15 protein-coding genes are annotated in these 15,973 nt (G+C 67.1%); 3 read left to right on the forward strand and 12 right to left on the reverse strand.

Translation table 11 applies throughout. The features are described 5' to 3' along the window. Window positions 1–64 precede the first annotated feature (64 nt). Window positions 65–202 carry an entericidin A/B family lipoprotein gene (locus KAK88_RS01285; RefSeq protein ID WP_039247129.1) on the reverse strand — a complete coding sequence of 46 codons (138 nt, stop codon included), beginning with the start codon at window positions 200–202 and terminating at the stop codon, window positions 65–67. Between the two features lie 190 nt (window positions 203–392). On the opposite strand from KAK88_RS01285, the gene KAK88_RS01290 reads away from it, so the two are divergent. The 3 genes from KAK88_RS01290 to rplS all read left to right on the forward strand — a co-directional run bounded on the left by KAK88_RS01290 (window position 393) and on the right by rplS (window position 3,454). After that, window positions 393–2,225: a DUF885 domain-containing protein gene (locus tag KAK88_RS01290; protein ID WP_242077559.1), complete on the forward strand. Its 1,833-nt coding sequence runs from the start codon at window positions 393–395 to the stop codon at window positions 2,223–2,225. Window positions 2,226–2,304: 79 nt separating this feature from the next. Beyond that, complete coding sequence (gene trmD, locus KAK88_RS01295; RefSeq protein WP_017505018.1) at window positions 2,305–3,030, forward strand: tRNA (guanosine(37)-N1)-methyltransferase TrmD; 726 nt, start codon at window positions 2,305–2,307, stop codon at window positions 3,028–3,030. Between the two features lies 1 nt (window position 3,031). After that, window positions 3,032–3,454 carry a 50S ribosomal protein L19 gene (gene rplS, locus KAK88_RS01300; protein WP_017505017.1) on the forward strand — a complete coding sequence of 141 codons (423 nt, stop codon included), beginning with the start codon at window positions 3,032–3,034 and terminating at the stop codon, window positions 3,452–3,454. Between the two features lie 114 nt (window positions 3,455–3,568). Here the strand turns inward: rplS and KAK88_RS01305 are convergent, their stop codons facing one another. From KAK88_RS01305 to trmB, 11 genes are all read right to left on the reverse strand, one after another. Next, a complete protein-coding gene (locus KAK88_RS01305; RefSeq protein WP_242077560.1) occupies window positions 3,569–4,054 on the reverse strand; it encodes a PA2169 family four-helix-bundle protein in 486 nt (161 codons plus the stop codon). A 73-nt stretch (window positions 4,055–4,127) separates the two neighbouring features. Next, the gene (locus KAK88_RS01310) at window positions 4,128–4,925 is read right to left on the reverse strand and encodes a tryptophan 2,3-dioxygenase (protein WP_242077561.1); all 798 of its coding nucleotides are present in this window, start codon (window positions 4,923–4,925) and stop codon (window positions 4,128–4,130) included. A gap of 48 nt (window positions 4,926–4,973) precedes the next feature. Continuing rightward, window positions 4,974–5,399 (reverse strand): CHAP domain-containing protein, encoded by a 426-nt coding sequence (locus tag KAK88_RS01315; protein ID WP_242077562.1) that lies wholly within the window; start codon window positions 5,397–5,399, stop codon window positions 4,974–4,976. Window positions 5,400–5,540: 141 nt separating this feature from the next. Next, window positions 5,541–6,695: an acyltransferase family protein gene (locus tag KAK88_RS01320; protein ID WP_242077563.1), complete on the reverse strand. Its 1,155-nt coding sequence runs from the start codon at window positions 6,693–6,695 to the stop codon at window positions 5,541–5,543. Window positions 6,696–6,760: 65 nt separating this feature from the next. Next, entirely contained in the window at window positions 6,761–8,239 is a 1,479-nt protein-coding gene (locus KAK88_RS01325) for a carotenoid oxygenase family protein (RefSeq protein ID WP_242077564.1), read from the reverse strand. Between the two features lie 23 nt (window positions 8,240–8,262). Next, window positions 8,263–8,700 (reverse strand): DUF2141 domain-containing protein, encoded by a 438-nt coding sequence (locus KAK88_RS01330; RefSeq protein WP_242077565.1) that lies wholly within the window; start codon window positions 8,698–8,700, stop codon window positions 8,263–8,265. A gap of 242 nt (window positions 8,701–8,942) precedes the next feature. Next, on the reverse strand, window positions 8,943–11,969 hold the full coding sequence (gene infB / locus KAK88_RS01335; RefSeq protein ID WP_242077566.1) for a translation initiation factor IF-2: 3,027 nt from the start codon (window positions 11,967–11,969) through the stop codon (window positions 8,943–8,945). A 108-nt stretch (window positions 11,970–12,077) separates the two neighbouring features. Then, window positions 12,078–12,752, reverse strand: coding sequence for an RNA-binding protein (locus tag KAK88_RS01340; protein ID WP_242077567.1), 675 nt, complete (start codon window positions 12,750–12,752; stop codon window positions 12,078–12,080). Between the two features lie 18 nt (window positions 12,753–12,770). After that, entirely contained in the window at window positions 12,771–14,504 is a 1,734-nt protein-coding gene (gene nusA, locus KAK88_RS01345) for a transcription termination factor NusA (RefSeq protein ID WP_242077568.1), read from the reverse strand. Further along, a complete protein-coding gene (rimP, locus tag KAK88_RS01350; protein WP_242077569.1) occupies window positions 14,504–15,103 on the reverse strand; it encodes a ribosome maturation factor RimP in 600 nt (199 codons plus the stop codon). Before rimP ends, nusA begins: the two co-directional genes overlap by 1 nt. A gap of 147 nt (window positions 15,104–15,250) precedes the next feature. Continuing rightward, the gene (gene trmB / locus KAK88_RS01355; RefSeq protein ID WP_242077570.1) at window positions 15,251–15,967 is read right to left on the reverse strand and encodes a tRNA (guanosine(46)-N7)-methyltransferase TrmB; all 717 of its coding nucleotides are present in this window, start codon (window positions 15,965–15,967) and stop codon (window positions 15,251–15,253) included. Window positions 15,968–15,973 lie beyond the last annotated feature (6 nt).

The following is a 15,973-nucleotide window of genomic DNA, read 5'->3' on the forward strand; positions in this document are numbered from 1 at the left end:
ACGGATACGAGAAAGGCCCGCCGGGATCCGGCGGGCCTTTCCAACATCGGCTTTTGAGAAAGCCTTAGTTCTTGGCGTCGTTGGCGCCTTGCGTGACGGCCGAACCGGCGGCCGAGACGTCGCGGCCGGCGCCGGCGATGGTGTTGCAGGCCGACACGGCCAGAGCGGCGGCGACGATGGACAGGGTGATGATCTTGCGCATGGTTTGAACCCTTGTTGGTATGGTCAAGTTTCGTCCAAACGCCGACCCTGAACTTGGGTTGCATCAAGCGACGCCGTATCGAAGATTTTGCTTTCGACGTGTCCGATCGCCGCAACGGCGGGGGCATTGAGCGCTTGCGCCGCACGCACGCGACCCCGAAGGTGCGCCCCTGTTTCACGAGGGGTTGTTCATGCGTCGTCTTCTGATCTCGTCTGCCGCCATGATGGCGGTGCTGTCCGCCGCGCCCGCGCTGGCGCAGAACTCCCCCGCACAGACAGCCGCGGCTGAAAGCGAGGACGCGCGGCTGAACGCCTTCTTTGAACAGGCCTTCCAGGCGCGGATCGCGTTGAGCCCGCAGCAGATGACGTCGCTGGGGATCAAGACCGACTACGACAAGCTGGACGACGTGTCGGACGCCGCCGCCGACCGGGCCCTGGCGCTTCAGGAGGCGCAGCTGGCGCAGATGAAGGCCCAGTTCGATCCGCAGAAGCTGGGCCCGCAGGCGGCGCTGTCGTGGCGGATGTTCGAATATGGCGTCCAGCAGGCGCGGCTGTCGAACCAATGGCGCGACTGGGGCTTTCAGTTCGCCGCCAACGGCAATCCGACCACCAGCCTGCCGGTCTTTCTGATCAACAACCACCGCGTCTCCAGCGTGGCCGACGCCGAGGCCTATGTCGCGCGGATCAAGGCCGCCGAGACGCAGATGGATCAGGTGGCCGAGGAACTGCGTCAGCGCGCGGCGGCGGGCGTCGTCTCGCCGCGCTTCGTCTTTGCGCCGTCCATCGCCAACACCCGCAACGTCATCACCGGCGCGCCGTTCGACGATGGGGCGGACAATCCGGTCTGGGCCGACTTCAACAAGAAGGTCGCGGCCCTGGAGACGGATCAGGCGACCAAGGACCGGCTGCTGTCGGAAGCCCGCGCCGCCCTGACCGGTCCCTACAAGGCCGGGTTCGAGACCGTGCTTACGGCCTTGGCCGAGGTGCAGCCCAAGGCCGATAGCGACGCGGGCGTGTGGCGCCTGCCGCAGGGCGAGGCCTATTACAACGCCCGGCTCCAGCTCTCGACCACGACCGACCTGACCGCCGACCAGATCCATCAGATCGGTTTGGCCGAGGTCGCCCGCATCCAGGCCGAGATGGAGACCATCAAGACCCAGGTCGGCTTCACCGGCTCGCTGCAGGACTTCTTCACCTTCCTGAAGACCGATCCACGGTTCCAGTATCCGAATACGCCCGAGGGCAAGGAGCAGTATCTGACCGACGCGCGCGGGTTCATCGCCCAGGTGATGGCGGCGGCGCCGCAGTGGTTCTCGACCCTGCCCAAGGCGGCGCTGGAGGTGCGGGCGGTGGAGCCGTTCCGCGAGGCGACAGCCTCGATCGCCTTCTACAACTCGCCCGCGCCGGACGGATCGCGGCCGGGCATCTACTACGTCAATCTGTCGGACATGACCCAGGTTCTGAAGCCGCAGATCGAGGGCATCAGCTATCACGAGGGCGCGCCGGGCCACCATTTCCAGATCGCCTATGCGCAGGAGATCGAGGGCCTGCCGCGCTTCCGCCGCTTCGGCGGCTATGGCGCCTATGCGGAAGGGTGGGGGCTGTACGCCGAACAGCTGGGCAAGGAGATGGGCTTCTATCAGGACCCCTATTCCGACTTCGGCCGGCTCTCGACCGAGCTGTGGCGCGCGGTGCGTCTGGTGACCGACACCGGCCTGCACGCCAAGCGCTGGAGCCGCAAACAGGCGATGGACTATTTCCGCCAGAACTCCCTGCTGTCCGAGCGCGACATCGAAAAGGAGGTCGAGCGCTACATCACCAATCCCGGCCAGGCGACCAGCTACAAGATCGGCGAGCTGAAGATCGAGGAACTGCGCGACCGGGCCAGGACGGCCTTGGGCGACCAGTTCGACATCAAGGACTTCCACGCGGTCGTGCTGGGCTCCGGCTCAGTGCCGTTGGACGTGCTGGAGGATCAGGTGGACAGCTGGATCGCGGCGGGCGGCGGGGCGCCGAAGGCGTGAAGCCGTTATCCCTCCCCGCTTCGGGGAGGAAGAGGTCTGGAGTCGGATTTTTCCGACTTTATGTGTATGAGCCGCCGCCATGCCCTTTACCGCCACCGTTCTCACCATGTTTCCCGAGGCTTTTCCGGGCCCGCTCGGGGTGTCGCTGATCGGTACGGCCTGGCGCGAGAAGGGCTTGTGGAGCCTCGAAACGGTTGACATTCGCGCCTTTTCCACAGATACGCGCGGCTTCCTGGACGACACCCCTGCGGGTGGCGGCCCGGGAGCTGTGCTGAAGGCGGACGTTGTGGCCCGGGCGGTGGATAGCCTGCCGGGACCCAAGCGGCCGCTTTTGTACATGAGCGCCAGGGGTCGGCCCCTGACCCAGGCGCGCGTCAAGGAATGGGCCAAGGCCGACGGGATCGTCGTGCTTTGCGGTCGTTTCGAGGGGGTGGATCAGCGGGTGCTGGACGCACGCGGGTTCGAGGAGGTCTCGGTCGGAGACGCGGTTCTCGCCGGCGGCGAGGCGGCGGCGATGGTCGCGATCGAGGCGTGCGTAAGACTGATCCCCGGCGTGCTCGGCTCAGGCGACAGCCTGTCGTCCGAAAGCTTCGAGGATGGGCTCTTGGAACATCCGCAGTACACGCGACCGCGGACGTTCGAGGGGCTTGAGATACCCGAGGTGCTGCTGTCGGGCGATCACAAGAAGATCGCGGGATGGCGCGAGGCGCAGCGGGCGACGACTACGCGGGAGCGGCGGCCGGACCTCTGGCAGGCGCATCTCGCCAACTCACAGCTAAAGGGCGCAAAGCCCGAGGAGAAATGACATGAACATCGTTCAACAGCTGGACGCCGAAGAAAAAGCCCGCGTCCTGGGCGAACGCAAAATCCCGGAATTCCAGCCCGGCGACACCCTGCGCGTCAATGTGAAGATCAAGGAAGGCGAGCGCGAGCGCGTTCAGGCCTTCGAAGGCGTTTGCATCGCCCGTGACGGCGGCGGCATCAGCGAAACCTTCACGGTCCGCAAGATCTCGTTCGGCGAAGGCGTCGAGCGCCGTTTCCCCATCCTGTCGCCGAACATCGAATCGATCGAAGTGAAGCGCCGCGGCGTCGTGCGTCGCGCCAAGCTCTATTACCTGCGCGATCGTCGCGGCAAGTCGGCCCGTATCGCCGAGCGCCAGACGGTTCGTCCCGCCAAGGGCGTCGTCGTTCCGGAGACCGGTTCGGCCGCCAAGACCGAAGAAGCCTAGGCCACTTTGTGGTGCGCTAACGCGCTTCGCGCTGCTTGAGCGTGGGCTAGACGATCAAATGACGAAGGCCCCGGCGGTGACGCTGGGGCCTTTTTCTATTCCGTCAGTCCGGGATTACTGGGGGAACAAGGGGTTGGCCGCGTCGCGCTGGCCTTCGAGGCTGTGTTTCAGGGCCTCCATCTGCTCATGCTCGGTCTTGACCGCCGCATAGGCGCGCCGGATCGTCTCGCGCGTCGTGGCGGAAATGCCGGTATCTTCCAGCGCCTTTTCATATTTGCCGGCGATGAATCCTTCGCCCGAGTTGATCGAACCGACGACGGAATCGTCGTTGCGCAGCAGGGCGTGTTTCACATCCAGAAATGCGCGATGCGCCTTGGCCAGGATCGACCCATCGGATTCCGGATCGCCGCCCAGGCCGCGCACGGCGGCCGACAGATCGTCGACGACCTGCTGGCGTTCGCTGCTGCGGCGCTCGAACAGGGTGCGGTAGTGCGGGTCTTGCGTCTGTTCGGCGGCTTCGCGATAGCCGTCCGCGCTGTCCAGCGTCGTTTCGATCAGGCCGTTCAGAACCTTGATGTCGTGGGCGTTGGGGTTGCTCATCTCGTCCATTCCTTCCGCTGTTGCGGTCAAACGGCGAAATGGCCCGGCGCGGCGAAGGTTGCCGCCTGCGACATCAAAGTTTGGTGCGAAGCGACCACAGCTCGGGGAAGCAGCGCTTGGTCAGGGTCGAGGCCAGATAGGCGGCGCCTTCGGTTCCGCCCGTGCCGCGACGCCGACCGATGATGCGTTCGACCGTGACGACATGCTTGTGCCGCCAGGTCAGCAGGGCGTCGTCCAGATCGACCAGCTTCTCGGCCAGCTGATACAGGACCCACCACCGCTCCGTGTCGCGATAGACCTCCAGCCAGGCCGCCTCGACGGCTTCGGACGGCTGATAGGGCTGGGTCACGTCGCGGTTCAGCACCTCGGCGGGCACCGGCAGACCGGCCTTGGCCAATTGGGCCAGGGCGTCATCGTAAAGGCTGGGCGCGGCGATGGCGGCCTGAAGCGCGGCCAGGGCCTCGGGGCGGTCTTCGTGGAACTTCAGGAAGCTGGCGTCCTTCAGGCCCAGCATGGCCTCGAAGCGTCGGAACTGGTCGCTCTGGAAGCCGGAGGACGATCCCAACGACCCTCGGAACCGCAGATAGTCCGACGGCGTCATCGTCGACAGAATGTCCCAGCTGTGGGTCATCACCGCCTGGATACGGGAGACACGCGCCAGGCTCTTGTAGGCCGGGACCAGATCGCCGGCGCGCACCATCGACTGGGCCAGGGCCGTCTCATGCAGGATCTGCTTGAGCCACAATTCCTTGGTCTGATGGATGACGACGAACAGCATTTCGTCGTGCTGGTCCGACAGCGGATGCTGGGTCGAAAGCAGGTCGTCCAACGCCAGATAGCCGGCGTAAGTGATGTCGCTGGATTGGGTCATGCCCGCCTATCGCCCGCGCAGGCGGGCGGTGCAAGCTTGGCCCCGGCCCTAGTGCTGGCCTTGGGCCGAGACGTTGGCGGCGATCTGACGGCCGGCGTCGAAGGCGTCGCGGGCGCCTTTGTAGATGAAGCCGTAGGTCGGATAGACCGTCGTGCCCAGATCGTTGATCGGGTTGTACCAGACCTTGACCTGCGACCAGTCGTTGGAGGGCGAGACGTCGACGACGGTGACGTTCTCTTCAACCTTGCCGCGGCTGCCGCCCCAGTTGGCGTGGGTCACGCGCACGACGCGATCGGTCAGGATGTCGGAGACGACGGCGACGTGGCCCCGGCTCATACGGCCCTCGGGGCGGAACACCAGAACCGAGCCGGTTTCCGGGGCCTTGCCGGTGCGGAAGTTGGCAGCGGCTTGGCGCCACCAGGTCCAGGCGTCGCCGAAGATGTTGATGCCGGAGAACATGCGCGCGAAGGTCACGCACTGCCAGTAGGGCTCATCAGCCTTTGCGGTGGAGGGGACGGCGCCCAGCGCAAAAAAACCGAGGGTCGCCGCAACCGCGGCGGCTTTGAGCCGTTTTAGCATGCTTGGGGTATCCCGACCCGCTTTTGGAGGTGCCCTTTAGGCCACGGGATCACGCCCTGTCGCAAGTTGTTTCGGCATATCGCCGTGCTTCATATTTCCTTCTGAAACCTTGTCGTGAAGCATGGCGCGCTTGTCGGCCATGTCCCTCAGAGCCTTGCGCGCCGGGAGTTCGACCAGATGATAGGAGACGGCGGCGACAACCGGCAGAAGGGCCAGGATCGCCAACCACACGAAAATTTGAAGCTGCTTGTCCGGCGCGTCGAACAGTTTGGCGGCCAGACCGACCGCCAGAAGCTTCCACGGCACGCAGACCATATAGACCGAATAGCTGATTTCGCCGAGGTAGACGGCCGGCTTGGAGGCCAGCCATCCAGCGCGTTCGTTCGGCAGCGAGGCCAGCGATAGGATCAGGGCGCCGGCCAGCAGAACCGTGACACCGTCCCATAGGCCGAGCGCGGCGCTGAGCACCATCAGGCCGAACGAAACGGCGGCGCACAGCCACGGCGCCTTCAACGGCGCACGGCGATAAACGAGATAGAGGGCGCAGCCCAGGGCGAAGCACGGCACGATCCTGAGCGCGCCCCAGCGGATCGTCGCCTCGGTCAAGGCGAAGCCGGCCAGTTGCTCGAACGCGAAATACAGGATGACGAGGAAGGCCGCCGCGCCGACCACCGCCGCGATCGGCCGATGACGCAGGCGCCAGAAGACGAAGGCGAACAGCGGGAAGCACAGATAGGCGAACCACTCCGCAGAGATGGACCAGGACGGATGGTTCCAGCCCGCGACCGGCGCCAGCCCCCAGGCGTGAACCATGAAGAGATTGGCGGGCAGCGAGGCCCAGCTCAGCACATTGGCGTCCACGCTCATGCCGGCGAACAGGGCGGCGGCGGCCAGCAGCCCCACGCCGATCAGGGTGGCGATATGCAGCGGATAGACGCGCGCGATCCGCGCCCACAGGAAGCCGCGATACGAGAACCGCTTCTCGCCCGCCGCCGCCAGATAGACGTGGCTGAGGATGAAGCCGGACAGGACGAAGAACAGCTCGACCCCCAGATAGCCCTTGGAAACGAGGCCCGACTGACCGGCGCCCGCCAGGTTTTCCCAGAAACTGTAGACGGCGACCCACATGGCCGCGCCGAAGCGCAGGGCGGTTATGGGGCGAAGATCGGCGGGCGTCTGGACGGGGGTCATGGTCTCACCTTGGCACGTCAGCCTTTTCGAACCGTGAAGGCCCGCAAGGGTTGTGCCCGACCAGACTATCCCGCCCACACGCCATGGAAGCCGGCCGGCAGGGCCACGTCCGCCTGCCAGGTCGCGAGCGGGCCGTCCTCGATCCGCGCCACATCAAAGACGTGCAGTTCGGTGCGCCCGTCCTTTAGATTGACCGACGGTCCGACCAGCCAGGCGTCGCGTTCCGCTGTCGCGCCGGGCTTGGGTACGAAGACCGCCTCCTCGACCACCTGATGCACGCCGAACTCGAAGGCGTGCGAGCGCCCGCTATCCCAGTCGTGGACCGCCAATCCCGTCGGCAACGGACGGCCGCGAGTCTCGCCCGATGTGTGGGCGGTCAAGCTGCGCTTCAGCCCGGCACGGCGCGGGTCGACCTTGGGGAACTCGCCCACGACATCGCTGTACGTCATGTCGGCCCGACCGTCTGGCCGCAAGGTGATCAGAGCCAGTTTCGCCGGATCGCCCGGAACGACCCCATGTCCATCGACAAGCACCTTGGCGCCATCGACCGCGAAGCGCGGATTGCCGCTGGCGGCGACATCGAATCGGACCGTGCCGTCACGCTCGGCCCAGGCGTCGCCGAGGTGGAAGTGGAAGAAGCCCGGCAGGTCATAGAGGCGGCGCTTGGACAGGTCGTCCTTGTCCAGCACCAGGACCTGGGTCCCCATCTCCGGTCGCCAGGCCAGTCCTGCAGTCACCGGCATGGCGTGGGTCGTGAACACCCAGGGCTGGAGCACCAGGATCACGTGCCGGTCGGTGGCGGTGAAGTCGTGCATATAGCTGGCGCGCGGCAGGGGCACGACCTGGGCGTCGCTCAGGCTGCGATCCGGGCGCAGATGCCAGATGACGGCCTGACCGCCCGCCGACCCCACGTTCCAGATCGAGCCGTCGGGGGCGTAGCGCGGATGAGCCTGGAACGGCATGCCCTCCAGGTCATCCCGCAGAGTGATGAAATTGCGCGTCGACAGGTCCGACGCCGACAGGGCCAGGGGCGATCCCGCCTCCCACAGCGCCCAGACCTGATCGCCGGCGACCATGACGGCGGTGTTGGCGGCGTTGGCGTCGTCGTTCGAGCCGATGCGGGCGCGCGCGTCGCCCTTGGTGCTAAAACCCGGCGTGACCACGGCGCCCAGTTCCGTTTCGGTGCGGCGTTTGGGCGTGTCGGCGAACCGCGCTTCCAGCGTCGCCTGTCCGTCCTGGATGCGGAAGGCGCGCATCATGCCGTCGCCGTCGAACCAGTGGGTCGCCGACCCGCCCGGCCGCCGGAACTTGGCCGGTCCGTTGCGATAGAGCGCGCCCTGCAGCCCGGTCGGCGCCCGGCCGTGGGCCAGGCGCATCGTCCGGCGCGCGATGTCGCCTTCGACGTCCTGGGTCGCCAGCGCCCAGTCGGCCTTCGTCGCGGCGACGGCGTCCAGGGCGGCGGCGGCGCGGACCATTTCGGGCGTGGCCACGGCGGCCGAGAGGGCGGCGGCGCCCATTAGGAAGGAACGGCGTGAGGGGATCATGATCGAACTCCGGCTTTCGTCGCTTACTTCAGATCGATCGACTGGGTCGTCGCGCCGGCGGCGGCGAACTTGGCGCGCTCCCAAGACGCCGGACCCATGTTGCCGACAGCGTTGTTGGAGAAGGCGAACGGCTCGACCGGCATGCCGAAGGGATTGGTGTTCATCTTGCCGTCGCCGTTCAGGTCGTGGAAGGCGCGCACCGCATAGTCGCCGTCGGGCAGGCCGTCGAAGGTGATGCTGGTCTGGCCGGCGGAGACATCCAGCATGGCGACCTGGGCCAGCTGACCCTCGCCGCCATAGTTGGCCTCGCTGTTGAAGACGGCGACCATGATCTGGCCTTGGGGCGCGGCGCTCGGGAAGGCGACGGTCAGGTCGGCGGCGAAGGCTGGCGCGGCCGGCGCCGCAACGGTGAGGGCGGCGGCGAGAGTGAGAACGGGAGCGATGGCGGCGACGGTCTTCATGACGGCGTGTCCTGTGTCAGCGAGAGGACCGACGACCGGCCCTCGATGACCAGACCGTGCCGCCATCCCCTGCCCTCCGCCACCGCGCTTGCGGCGATGCACGGTCGCTGTTCGCGAATGAACAGGCATGGGCGTTGGCGAAGCGCGAACGCACACCGCCCGCCGCGTCGTGTCCGGCCTGAAAAAGAAAAGGCCCGGAACCTGAGTTCCGGACCTTGGTCTCTTCGTGCTCGCGACAGGAACTAGTCCAGCGTGCGCTTGATCTCTTCGACCGTGAAGCACTCGATGTAGTCGCCTTCCTTAATGTCTTGGAAGCCCTGGAACTGCATGCCGCACTCCTGGCCCGAAGGCACCTCGTTGACCTCGTCCTTGAAGCGCTTGAGCGTGTTGAGCACGCCCAGTTCCAGCACCACCACGTCGTCGCGGATGATGCGGACGCGCGCGCCCTTGCGCACGACCCCTTCGGTGACGCGGCAGCCCGCGATCTTGCCGATCTTGGAGATGTCGAAGACCTGAAGCACCTGAGCGTTGCCCAGGAAGGTTTCGCGTTGCAGCGGAGCCAGCATGCCCGAAAGCACGCCCTTCATGTCGTCCAGCAGGTCGTAGATGATCGAGTAGTAGCGGATCTCGACCCCTTCACGCTCGGCCAGATCGCGCGCCTGTTTCGAGGCGCGGACGTTGAAGCCGAGGATCGGCGCGCCGGCCGACTTGGCCAGGTTGACGTCGCTCTCGGTGATGCCGCCGGCGCCGGAATAGACGATCCGGGCGCGGACCTCGTCGTTGCCCATCTTCTCCAGCGAGGCGGAGATGGCTTCGCCCGAGCCCTGCACGTCGGCCTTGATGACCACCGGCAGTTCGCTGATCTTCTTGGAGCCGAGCTTGGCCATCATATCGACCAGCGACACCGAGCCGCCCGAGACCTGGGCCTTCTCGCGCTTCACCCGCTGACGGTATTCGGTCAGCTCGCGGGCGCGGGCCTCGGAATCCACCACGGCGAAGACATCGCCGGGAGACGGCGCCTCGTCCAGACCCAGGATTTCGACCGGAACCGACGGACCGGCTTCGGTCAGCTGCTCGTTGCGCTCGTTCAGCAGGGCGCGAACCTTGCCCCACGATCCGCCGGCGACGACGATATCGCCGCGCTTCAGCGTGCCGCGCTTGACCAGCACGGTGCCGACCGGACCGCGTCCCTTGTCCAGCTTGGCCTCGATGACCACACCCTCGGCCGAACGATCGGCGTTGGCGCGCAGGTCCATGACCTCGGCCTGGATTAGAATGGCTTCCAGCAGGCCGTCGAGGTTCATCCGCTCCTTGGCCGAAACCTCGATGATCTGGGTGTCGCCGCCCAGGCTTTCGGCGATGACTTCGTACTGCAGCAGCTCGTTGACGACCTTCTGCGACGTGGCGCCGGGCTTATCCATCTTGTTGACCGCCACGATCAGGGGCGCGTTGGCCGCCTTGGCGTGTTGGATGGCTTCGATGGTCTGCGGCATGACGCCGTCATCGGCGGCGACGACCAGGACCACGATGTCGGTCACATTGGCGCCGCGCGCCCGCATGGCCGAGAAGGCGGCGTGACCCGGGGTGTCCAGGAAGGTGACCTTCTGGTCGTCCGGCAGGCGAACCTGATAGGCGCCGATGTGCTGGGTGATGCCGCCGGCTTCGCCGCCTGCGACGTCGGTCGTGCGCAGGGCGTCGAGCAGCGAGGTCTTGCCGTGGTCGACGTGGCCCATGATGGCCACGACCGGCGCGCGGGTGTCGGAGGCGTCTGCATCGTCGGCCTCGCCCAGGAAGCCGGTTTCGATGTCGGATTCAGAGACGCGCTTGACGGCCATGCCGAACTCTTCGGCCACCAGTTCGGCGGTGTCGGAATCGATCACGTCGTTGATCTTCATCATCAGGCCCTGCTTCATCAGGAACTTGATGATGTCGACGCCGCGCACGGCCATCCGGTTGGACAGCTCCTGCACGGTGATGACGTCGGGAATGACGACTTCGCGCGGACGGTTGGGCGCATCGGTCGAGCCGCCCTTGCGCTTTTCCTTCTCGCGTTCGCGGGCGCGGCGGACCGAGGCCAGCGAGCGCATCCGCTCGGCGGCGTCGCCGTCGCCGACCACGGACTGGATGGTCATGCGGCCTTCGCGGCGCTTGGGCTCGCCGCGCGTGCGGCTGACCGCCTTGCCAGCGTCGGAGAAACGCTTCTCGCGATCGTCGTCACGACCGGCCGGACGGCCGAAGCCGGCGCCGGGGGCGCGGGCCGGACGCAGAACATTGGCCTCGGCCGGCGGAGCGTTCGGGGCGGCGCGACCGCCGGGCCCGGTGCGGGGACCGCCCGGACGCGCGGCGCCGGGCGCCGGACGCGGATTCAGGGCCGAATAGCGAACGGGCTCGGCCGGCTTGGCGCCCTGCGGACGCTGGCCGCCAGGGCCGGAACGGGCGCCCTGCGGACGATCGCCTTGCGGGCGATCGCTCTGCGGACGGTCCGAATAGGCGCGATCGCCGCCGCCCATCGCCTGCTCGCGGGCCGAACGGCCGCCGAAGGCCGGACGCTCGGGCGCAGCGCGTTGGGGATTGCCGGGCTTGGGCACGCGCTGGCCGAAGTTGACCACCGGGCGAGCCGGAGCGGCCGGACGAGCGGGAGCGGGAGCGGGTGTCGGAGCCGGCGCGGCGGGCGCGGGGGTCGGCGCGGCAGCGACCGGCGCGGCCGGCTTGGGCGCGGGCTTGGCCGGCGCGGCGGGCGCAGCGGCCGTCAGCTTGGCGGCTTCGGCGCGGGCGGCTTCTGCGGCGGCCTTGGCGGCGGCGGCCTCGTCACGGGCGGCCTGGGCGGCGCGCTCGGTGGCGGCGGCCTGCTCGCGGGCGGCGGCGTCTGCAGCGGCCTTGGCGGCGGCTTCGGCTGCGGCCTTGGCGGCGTTCGCCTGGGTGGCCAGGGCGATGGCGCGGCGGCGCGCTTCCTGCTCCTCGGCCGACAGGGCGCCGCCGGCGGGTTGCGACGGACGCGGACCTTGCGGACGCGGCGCCTGAGCGGCCTGTTGAGGACGTGCTACGTCGAAGCCCTGCGGGCGTTGCGGCCCGCCGGCGCCGGCGCGGCGCTTGGTCTCGACCACCACCGTCTTGGATCGGCCATGGCTGAAGCTCTGCTTCACGGTGCCGGTCGGCACCGATCCCACAACGCGCGGCTTCAGGCTCAGCGGAGCGCGCGGCCCCGTCTGGGACGGCGTGCCGCCCGTGTTGCCCTGGCCTTGGTTGGTCTTGTCGTTTTCGTCGCTCATCCGGTCGCTTTACTCGGGGCGGAAAGGCCCGCCGTCCTCATCTAATACCCATGAACGACCGTGAGCCCGTCTCCGCCCTTGGAGACAGGCCCTCGGCCGCTAAAATCCTCAGCTCGCCCCACCGTGATCAAAATCAGTCGGGGCTGCTCCCGCCGATCCGTCCTCGACACTGGAAACATCCCAGTGAGGGGGGCGAAGCGGCCGAAATCCAGCCAGTCGTTCGACCTCGATGGTCCACCGATCGGCGCGTCCGCCCGCAAGCAGGACGGCGTGTATCGCATTTTCCAGCCCAAGGGCCAAACTCAAATCGTCCGCCGTGAACGCGCCGCAGATCTTGGCGGTCTGATGACGGGCCAGGGCGAGGATCTTTCCGCGCCCGTCGGCCGAGCCGTCGGCGGCTTCCAGCACCCAGGCCGCCTTGCCCGCACGCAGGCTCGCCGCGGTTTTCTCGAAGCCGGATATAAGAACGCCTTCGCGCCGGGCAAGACCCAGCTGGTCGAGACAGCGCCTTGCCAGCAGCCGTTCGACGACATCGGCCAGGTCGGCCGGGGCGGTCAATTTGGTCTTGGCCGCGCGGGTGAAGCCGTTCTTTTTGACCGCCGCCTCGACCGAGGCGCGGCTGGCTTCGACCCACAGGCCGCGTCCGGGCAGTTTCCTGCCCAGGTCGGGGACCACCTGGCCATCGGGCCCGGCGACGAAACGGATCAGGCGAGATTCGTCCATGACCTCGTGAGAGACGAGGTCCCGGCGTTCCCTATCGATCGTTGCGTCGCGCAAGCTCATATGTGGCCAGGTCTCCCATCACGCGTTCGACGGTTCGGCGTCGGACTCTTCGCCCTCGACCGTGTCGTCTTCGGCAGGCGCGTCGCCGAACACCTGATCCGGATCGTATTCGCCCTCGGCGTAATCGCCCTCGTCTTCGTACTCTTCCGGCTCGGGCTGCGGCAGTTCCGAAGCGTCGATCCAGCCGGCGGCGACGCGGGCCTGCAGGATCAGCAACTCGGCGTCTTCCTGCGCCAGGTTGAAGCTTTCCAGAACGCCGGGGACCTTCACCCGCTCGCCGTTCTTGACCTCATAGCCGCCGCGGATTTCGTCGGTGGCCAGGTCAGCCAGATCCTCGACCGTCTTCACACCGCCTTCGCCCAGGGCGACGGCCATGGGCAGGGTCACGCCCGGCACCTGAAGCACGCCGTCCTCGACACCCAGTTCGACGCGCTTGGCGTCCAGTTCGGCGGCCTTCTTGTCCAGATATTCGCGGGCGCGGGCCTGAAGCTCTTCAGCGGTCTCTTCGTCGAAGCCTTCGATCTCGGAGACTTCGTACGGATCGACATAGGCCAGGTCCTCGACCGTGGCGAAGCCTTCGGTGACCAGCAGCTGGGCGATGACTTCGTCGACGTCCAGGGCTTCCTGGAACAGGCCGGTGCGCTCGGCGAACTCACGCTGACGGCGCTCGGAGTCCTGGCTCTCGGTGATGATGTCGATCTGCCAGCCGGTCAGTTGCGAGGCCAGGCGCACGTTCTGGCCGCGACGGCCGATGGCCAGCGACAGCTGCTCGTCCGGCACGACCACTTCGACGCGGCCGGCTTCTTCGTCCAGCACGACTTTGGAGACTTCGGCGGGCGCCAGGGCGTTGACGATGAAGGTCGGCTCGTCCGGATTCCACTGAATGATGTCGATCTTCTCGCCCTGCAGTTCGGCGACAACCGCCTGAACGCGCGAGCCGCGCATGCCGACGCAGGCGCCGACGGGATCGATGGAGCTGTCGTTCGACAGGACGGCCATCTTGGCGCGCGAACCCGAGTCACGGGCGGCGGCGCGGATCTCGATCACGCCGTCATAAACTTCCGGCACTTCCTGGGCGAACAGCTTGGCCATGAAGCCAGGGTGGGCGCGCGACAGCATGACCTGCGGGCCCTTGGCCTCGGGCCGGACGTCGTAGATGTAGGTGCGGATGCGGTCGCCGATGTTGAACACTTCGCGCGGGATGGACTGATCCCGACGCATGACGCCCTCGCCCCGACCCAGGTCGACGATGGTGTTTCCGTATTCGACGCGCTTGACCGTGCCGTTGACGATCTCGCCGACGCGATCCTTGAACTCTTCGTACTGGTTGGCGCGCTCGGCCTCGCGGACCTTTCCGGTCACGACCTGGCGGGCCATCTGGGTCTGCACGCGGCCGAACTCGAACGGCGGCAGGTTCTCGACGTATTCCTTGCCGACCACGGCTTCCGGATCGCGCTTGGAGGCGTCCTTCAGGCGCACCATGGCGCTGTCGTTGAACTCTTCCAGTTCGTCTTCCGGCATCCAGTCGTCCTCGACGATGGTGACGTGACGGGTCAGCGACAGTTCGCCGGTCTTGTGGTCGATCTTGGCGCGGATGTCGTGGTGCGCGCCGTAGCGCGACTTGGCGCCCTTCTGGATCGCTTCTTCGATCGCTTCGATAACGATCTCGCGCTCGATGTTCTTCTCGCGAGCGACGGCGTCGGCGATCTGCAGCAGTTCGAGGCGGTTGGCGGAAATACCGGTGACGGCCATCAGGCGTTGTCCTCAGAAGGGGTCGTGGTGTCGGTTGTCAGGTCGGAGGCTTCCCCTTCGGGAAGGCCGTCTTCTTCAGGTTCGCCGCGCGCGGCGCGAATGGCGGCGCCCCGTTTCATCAGGGCGTCGGTCAGGACCAGCTTGGCGTCAGCCAACCAGTCGAAGGGGATCAGGGCGGTGTCGTCCTCGCCGTCCAGGTCGATCAGGACGTTGCCGTCCTCATAGCCGGCCAGCACGCCCTTGAATCGCTTGCGGCCCTCGATCATCCGGTCGGTTTCCAGACGCGCCTCCTCGCCCTCGAACAGGTCGAAGTCGATGGGACGGGTCAGGGGCCGGTCGATGCCGGGCGACGAAACCTCCAGCATATATTCGCCGGGGATGGGGTCGGCGGCGTCGAACACTTCCGACACCGCGCGGCTCAGCTTGGCGCATTGTTCGACCGAGATGTCGTGGTCGGACGGCCGCTCAGCCATGATCTGAAGGCGCTGGCGCTTGGAGCCCGTCATCAGGCGCACGCGCACGACATCCAGACCCAACGACTCCGCGATGGGGTCAATCAGATCCAGCAGCTGGCGATCCTGGGCGGTTCTTGCGCGCAAGCGACGAGTATCCAAAACAAAAGCGGCGGTCCGTCCGGGCCGCCGCTTGGAACGACGCCGTTGGACGCCGGTCTAACGATGTGAGCGCCATATAGGCGCTTCACATGCACTTGTCAGCCTTTTTCGGTCCACGCCGCGCATGCCGCCTCACGCAAGGCGGCGGAACTCCAGAAACACGGGCGTCGTGTCGCCCAGCTTCTTTTCTTCGTAGCGGGTGACGACGTGGTCGGCGGGCGGGACGAACCAATCCTGATCCGCAGCGCCGATCCGCTCCAGGCCCGGCGTGCGGTTCAGCCGCTCCAGCGCCCATTCGGCGTAGTCCAGCCAGTCGGTGACGAAGCGCAGCGTTCCGCCGGGCTTCAGGATGCGCGCGAAGGCCTGGGCCGTCTCGTCCTGCAGCAGGCGGCGCTTATTGTGGCGCGCCTTGTGCCAGGGGTCGGGGAACAGGATCAGCACCCGGTCGACCGAGGCGTCCGGCAGGGCGTCGACCAGGTCGCGGGCGTCGTCGGCATGGATGCGGACGTTCTTCAGTCCGCCCTCTTCGACATGGCGCAGGGCCGAGGCGACCCCGTTCAGGAAGGGCTCGCAGCCGATCACCAGGGCGTCGGGCCGCGTCGCCGCCTGGGCGGCCATATGCTCGCCGCCGCCGAAGCCGATCTCCAGCCAGACCTCGGTCGCCTCGGGCATCATCGTCTTTGGGTTCAGAGGCCCGGCCTTGGGATCGGGTACAGCGATCTCGGGCAACAGGGTCTCCATCAGCGCCGCCTGGCGGGGCTTGATCGGGCGGGCCTTGATACGGCCGAACGATCGCAGCGGGCGGTCGAGATGCGGGTTTTCGTCCTCGGGACGGTCATCGGCGTTCATGCGCCT

This window comes from Brevundimonas diminuta (assembly GCF_022654015.1).
GTDB classification, from domain to species: domain Bacteria; phylum Pseudomonadota; class Alphaproteobacteria; order Caulobacterales; family Caulobacteraceae; genus Brevundimonas; species Brevundimonas diminuta_C.

Bases quoted from the DNA above. Each gene is read 5' to 3' on its own strand.
- infB (WP_242077566.1), bottom strand. From the start codon at position 11,969: ATGAGCGACGAAAACGACAAGACCAACCAAGGCCAGGGCAACACGGGC.
- KAK88_RS01290 (WP_242077559.1), top strand. From the start codon at position 393: ATGCGTCGTCTTCTGATCTCGTCTGCCGCCATGATGGCGGTGCTGTCC.
- rplS (WP_017505017.1), top strand. From the start codon at position 3,032: ATGAACATCGTTCAACAGCTGGACGCCGAAGAAAAAGCCCGCGTCCTG.
- KAK88_RS01305 (WP_242077560.1), bottom strand. From the start codon at position 4,054: ATGAGCAACCCCAACGCCCACGACATCAAGGTTCTGAACGGCCTGATC.
- trmB (WP_242077570.1), bottom strand. From the start codon at position 15,967: ATGAACGCCGATGACCGTCCCGAGGACGAAAACCCGCATCTCGACCGC.
- KAK88_RS01325 (WP_242077564.1), bottom strand. From the start codon at position 8,239: ATGATCCCCTCACGCCGTTCCTTCCTAATGGGCGCCGCCGCCCTCTCG.
- nusA (WP_242077568.1), bottom strand. From the start codon at position 14,504: ATGGCCGTCACCGGTATTTCCGCCAACCGCCTCGAACTGCTGCAGATC.
- KAK88_RS01330 (WP_242077565.1), bottom strand. From the start codon at position 8,700: ATGAAGACCGTCGCCGCCATCGCTCCCGTTCTCACTCTCGCCGCCGCC.
- KAK88_RS01285 (WP_039247129.1), bottom strand. From the start codon at position 202: ATGCGCAAGATCATCACCCTGTCCATCGTCGCCGCCGCTCTGGCCGTG.
- KAK88_RS01340 (WP_242077567.1), bottom strand. From the start codon at position 12,752: ATGAGCTTGCGCGACGCAACGATCGATAGGGAACGCCGGGACCTCGTC.
- KAK88_RS01310 (WP_242077561.1), bottom strand. From the start codon at position 4,925: ATGACCCAATCCAGCGACATCACTTACGCCGGCTATCTGGCGTTGGAC.
- KAK88_RS01320 (WP_242077563.1), bottom strand. From the start codon at position 6,695: ATGACCCCCGTCCAGACGCCCGCCGATCTTCGCCCCATAACCGCCCTG.
- trmD (WP_017505018.1), top strand. From the start codon at position 2,305: ATGCCCTTTACCGCCACCGTTCTCACCATGTTTCCCGAGGCTTTTCCG.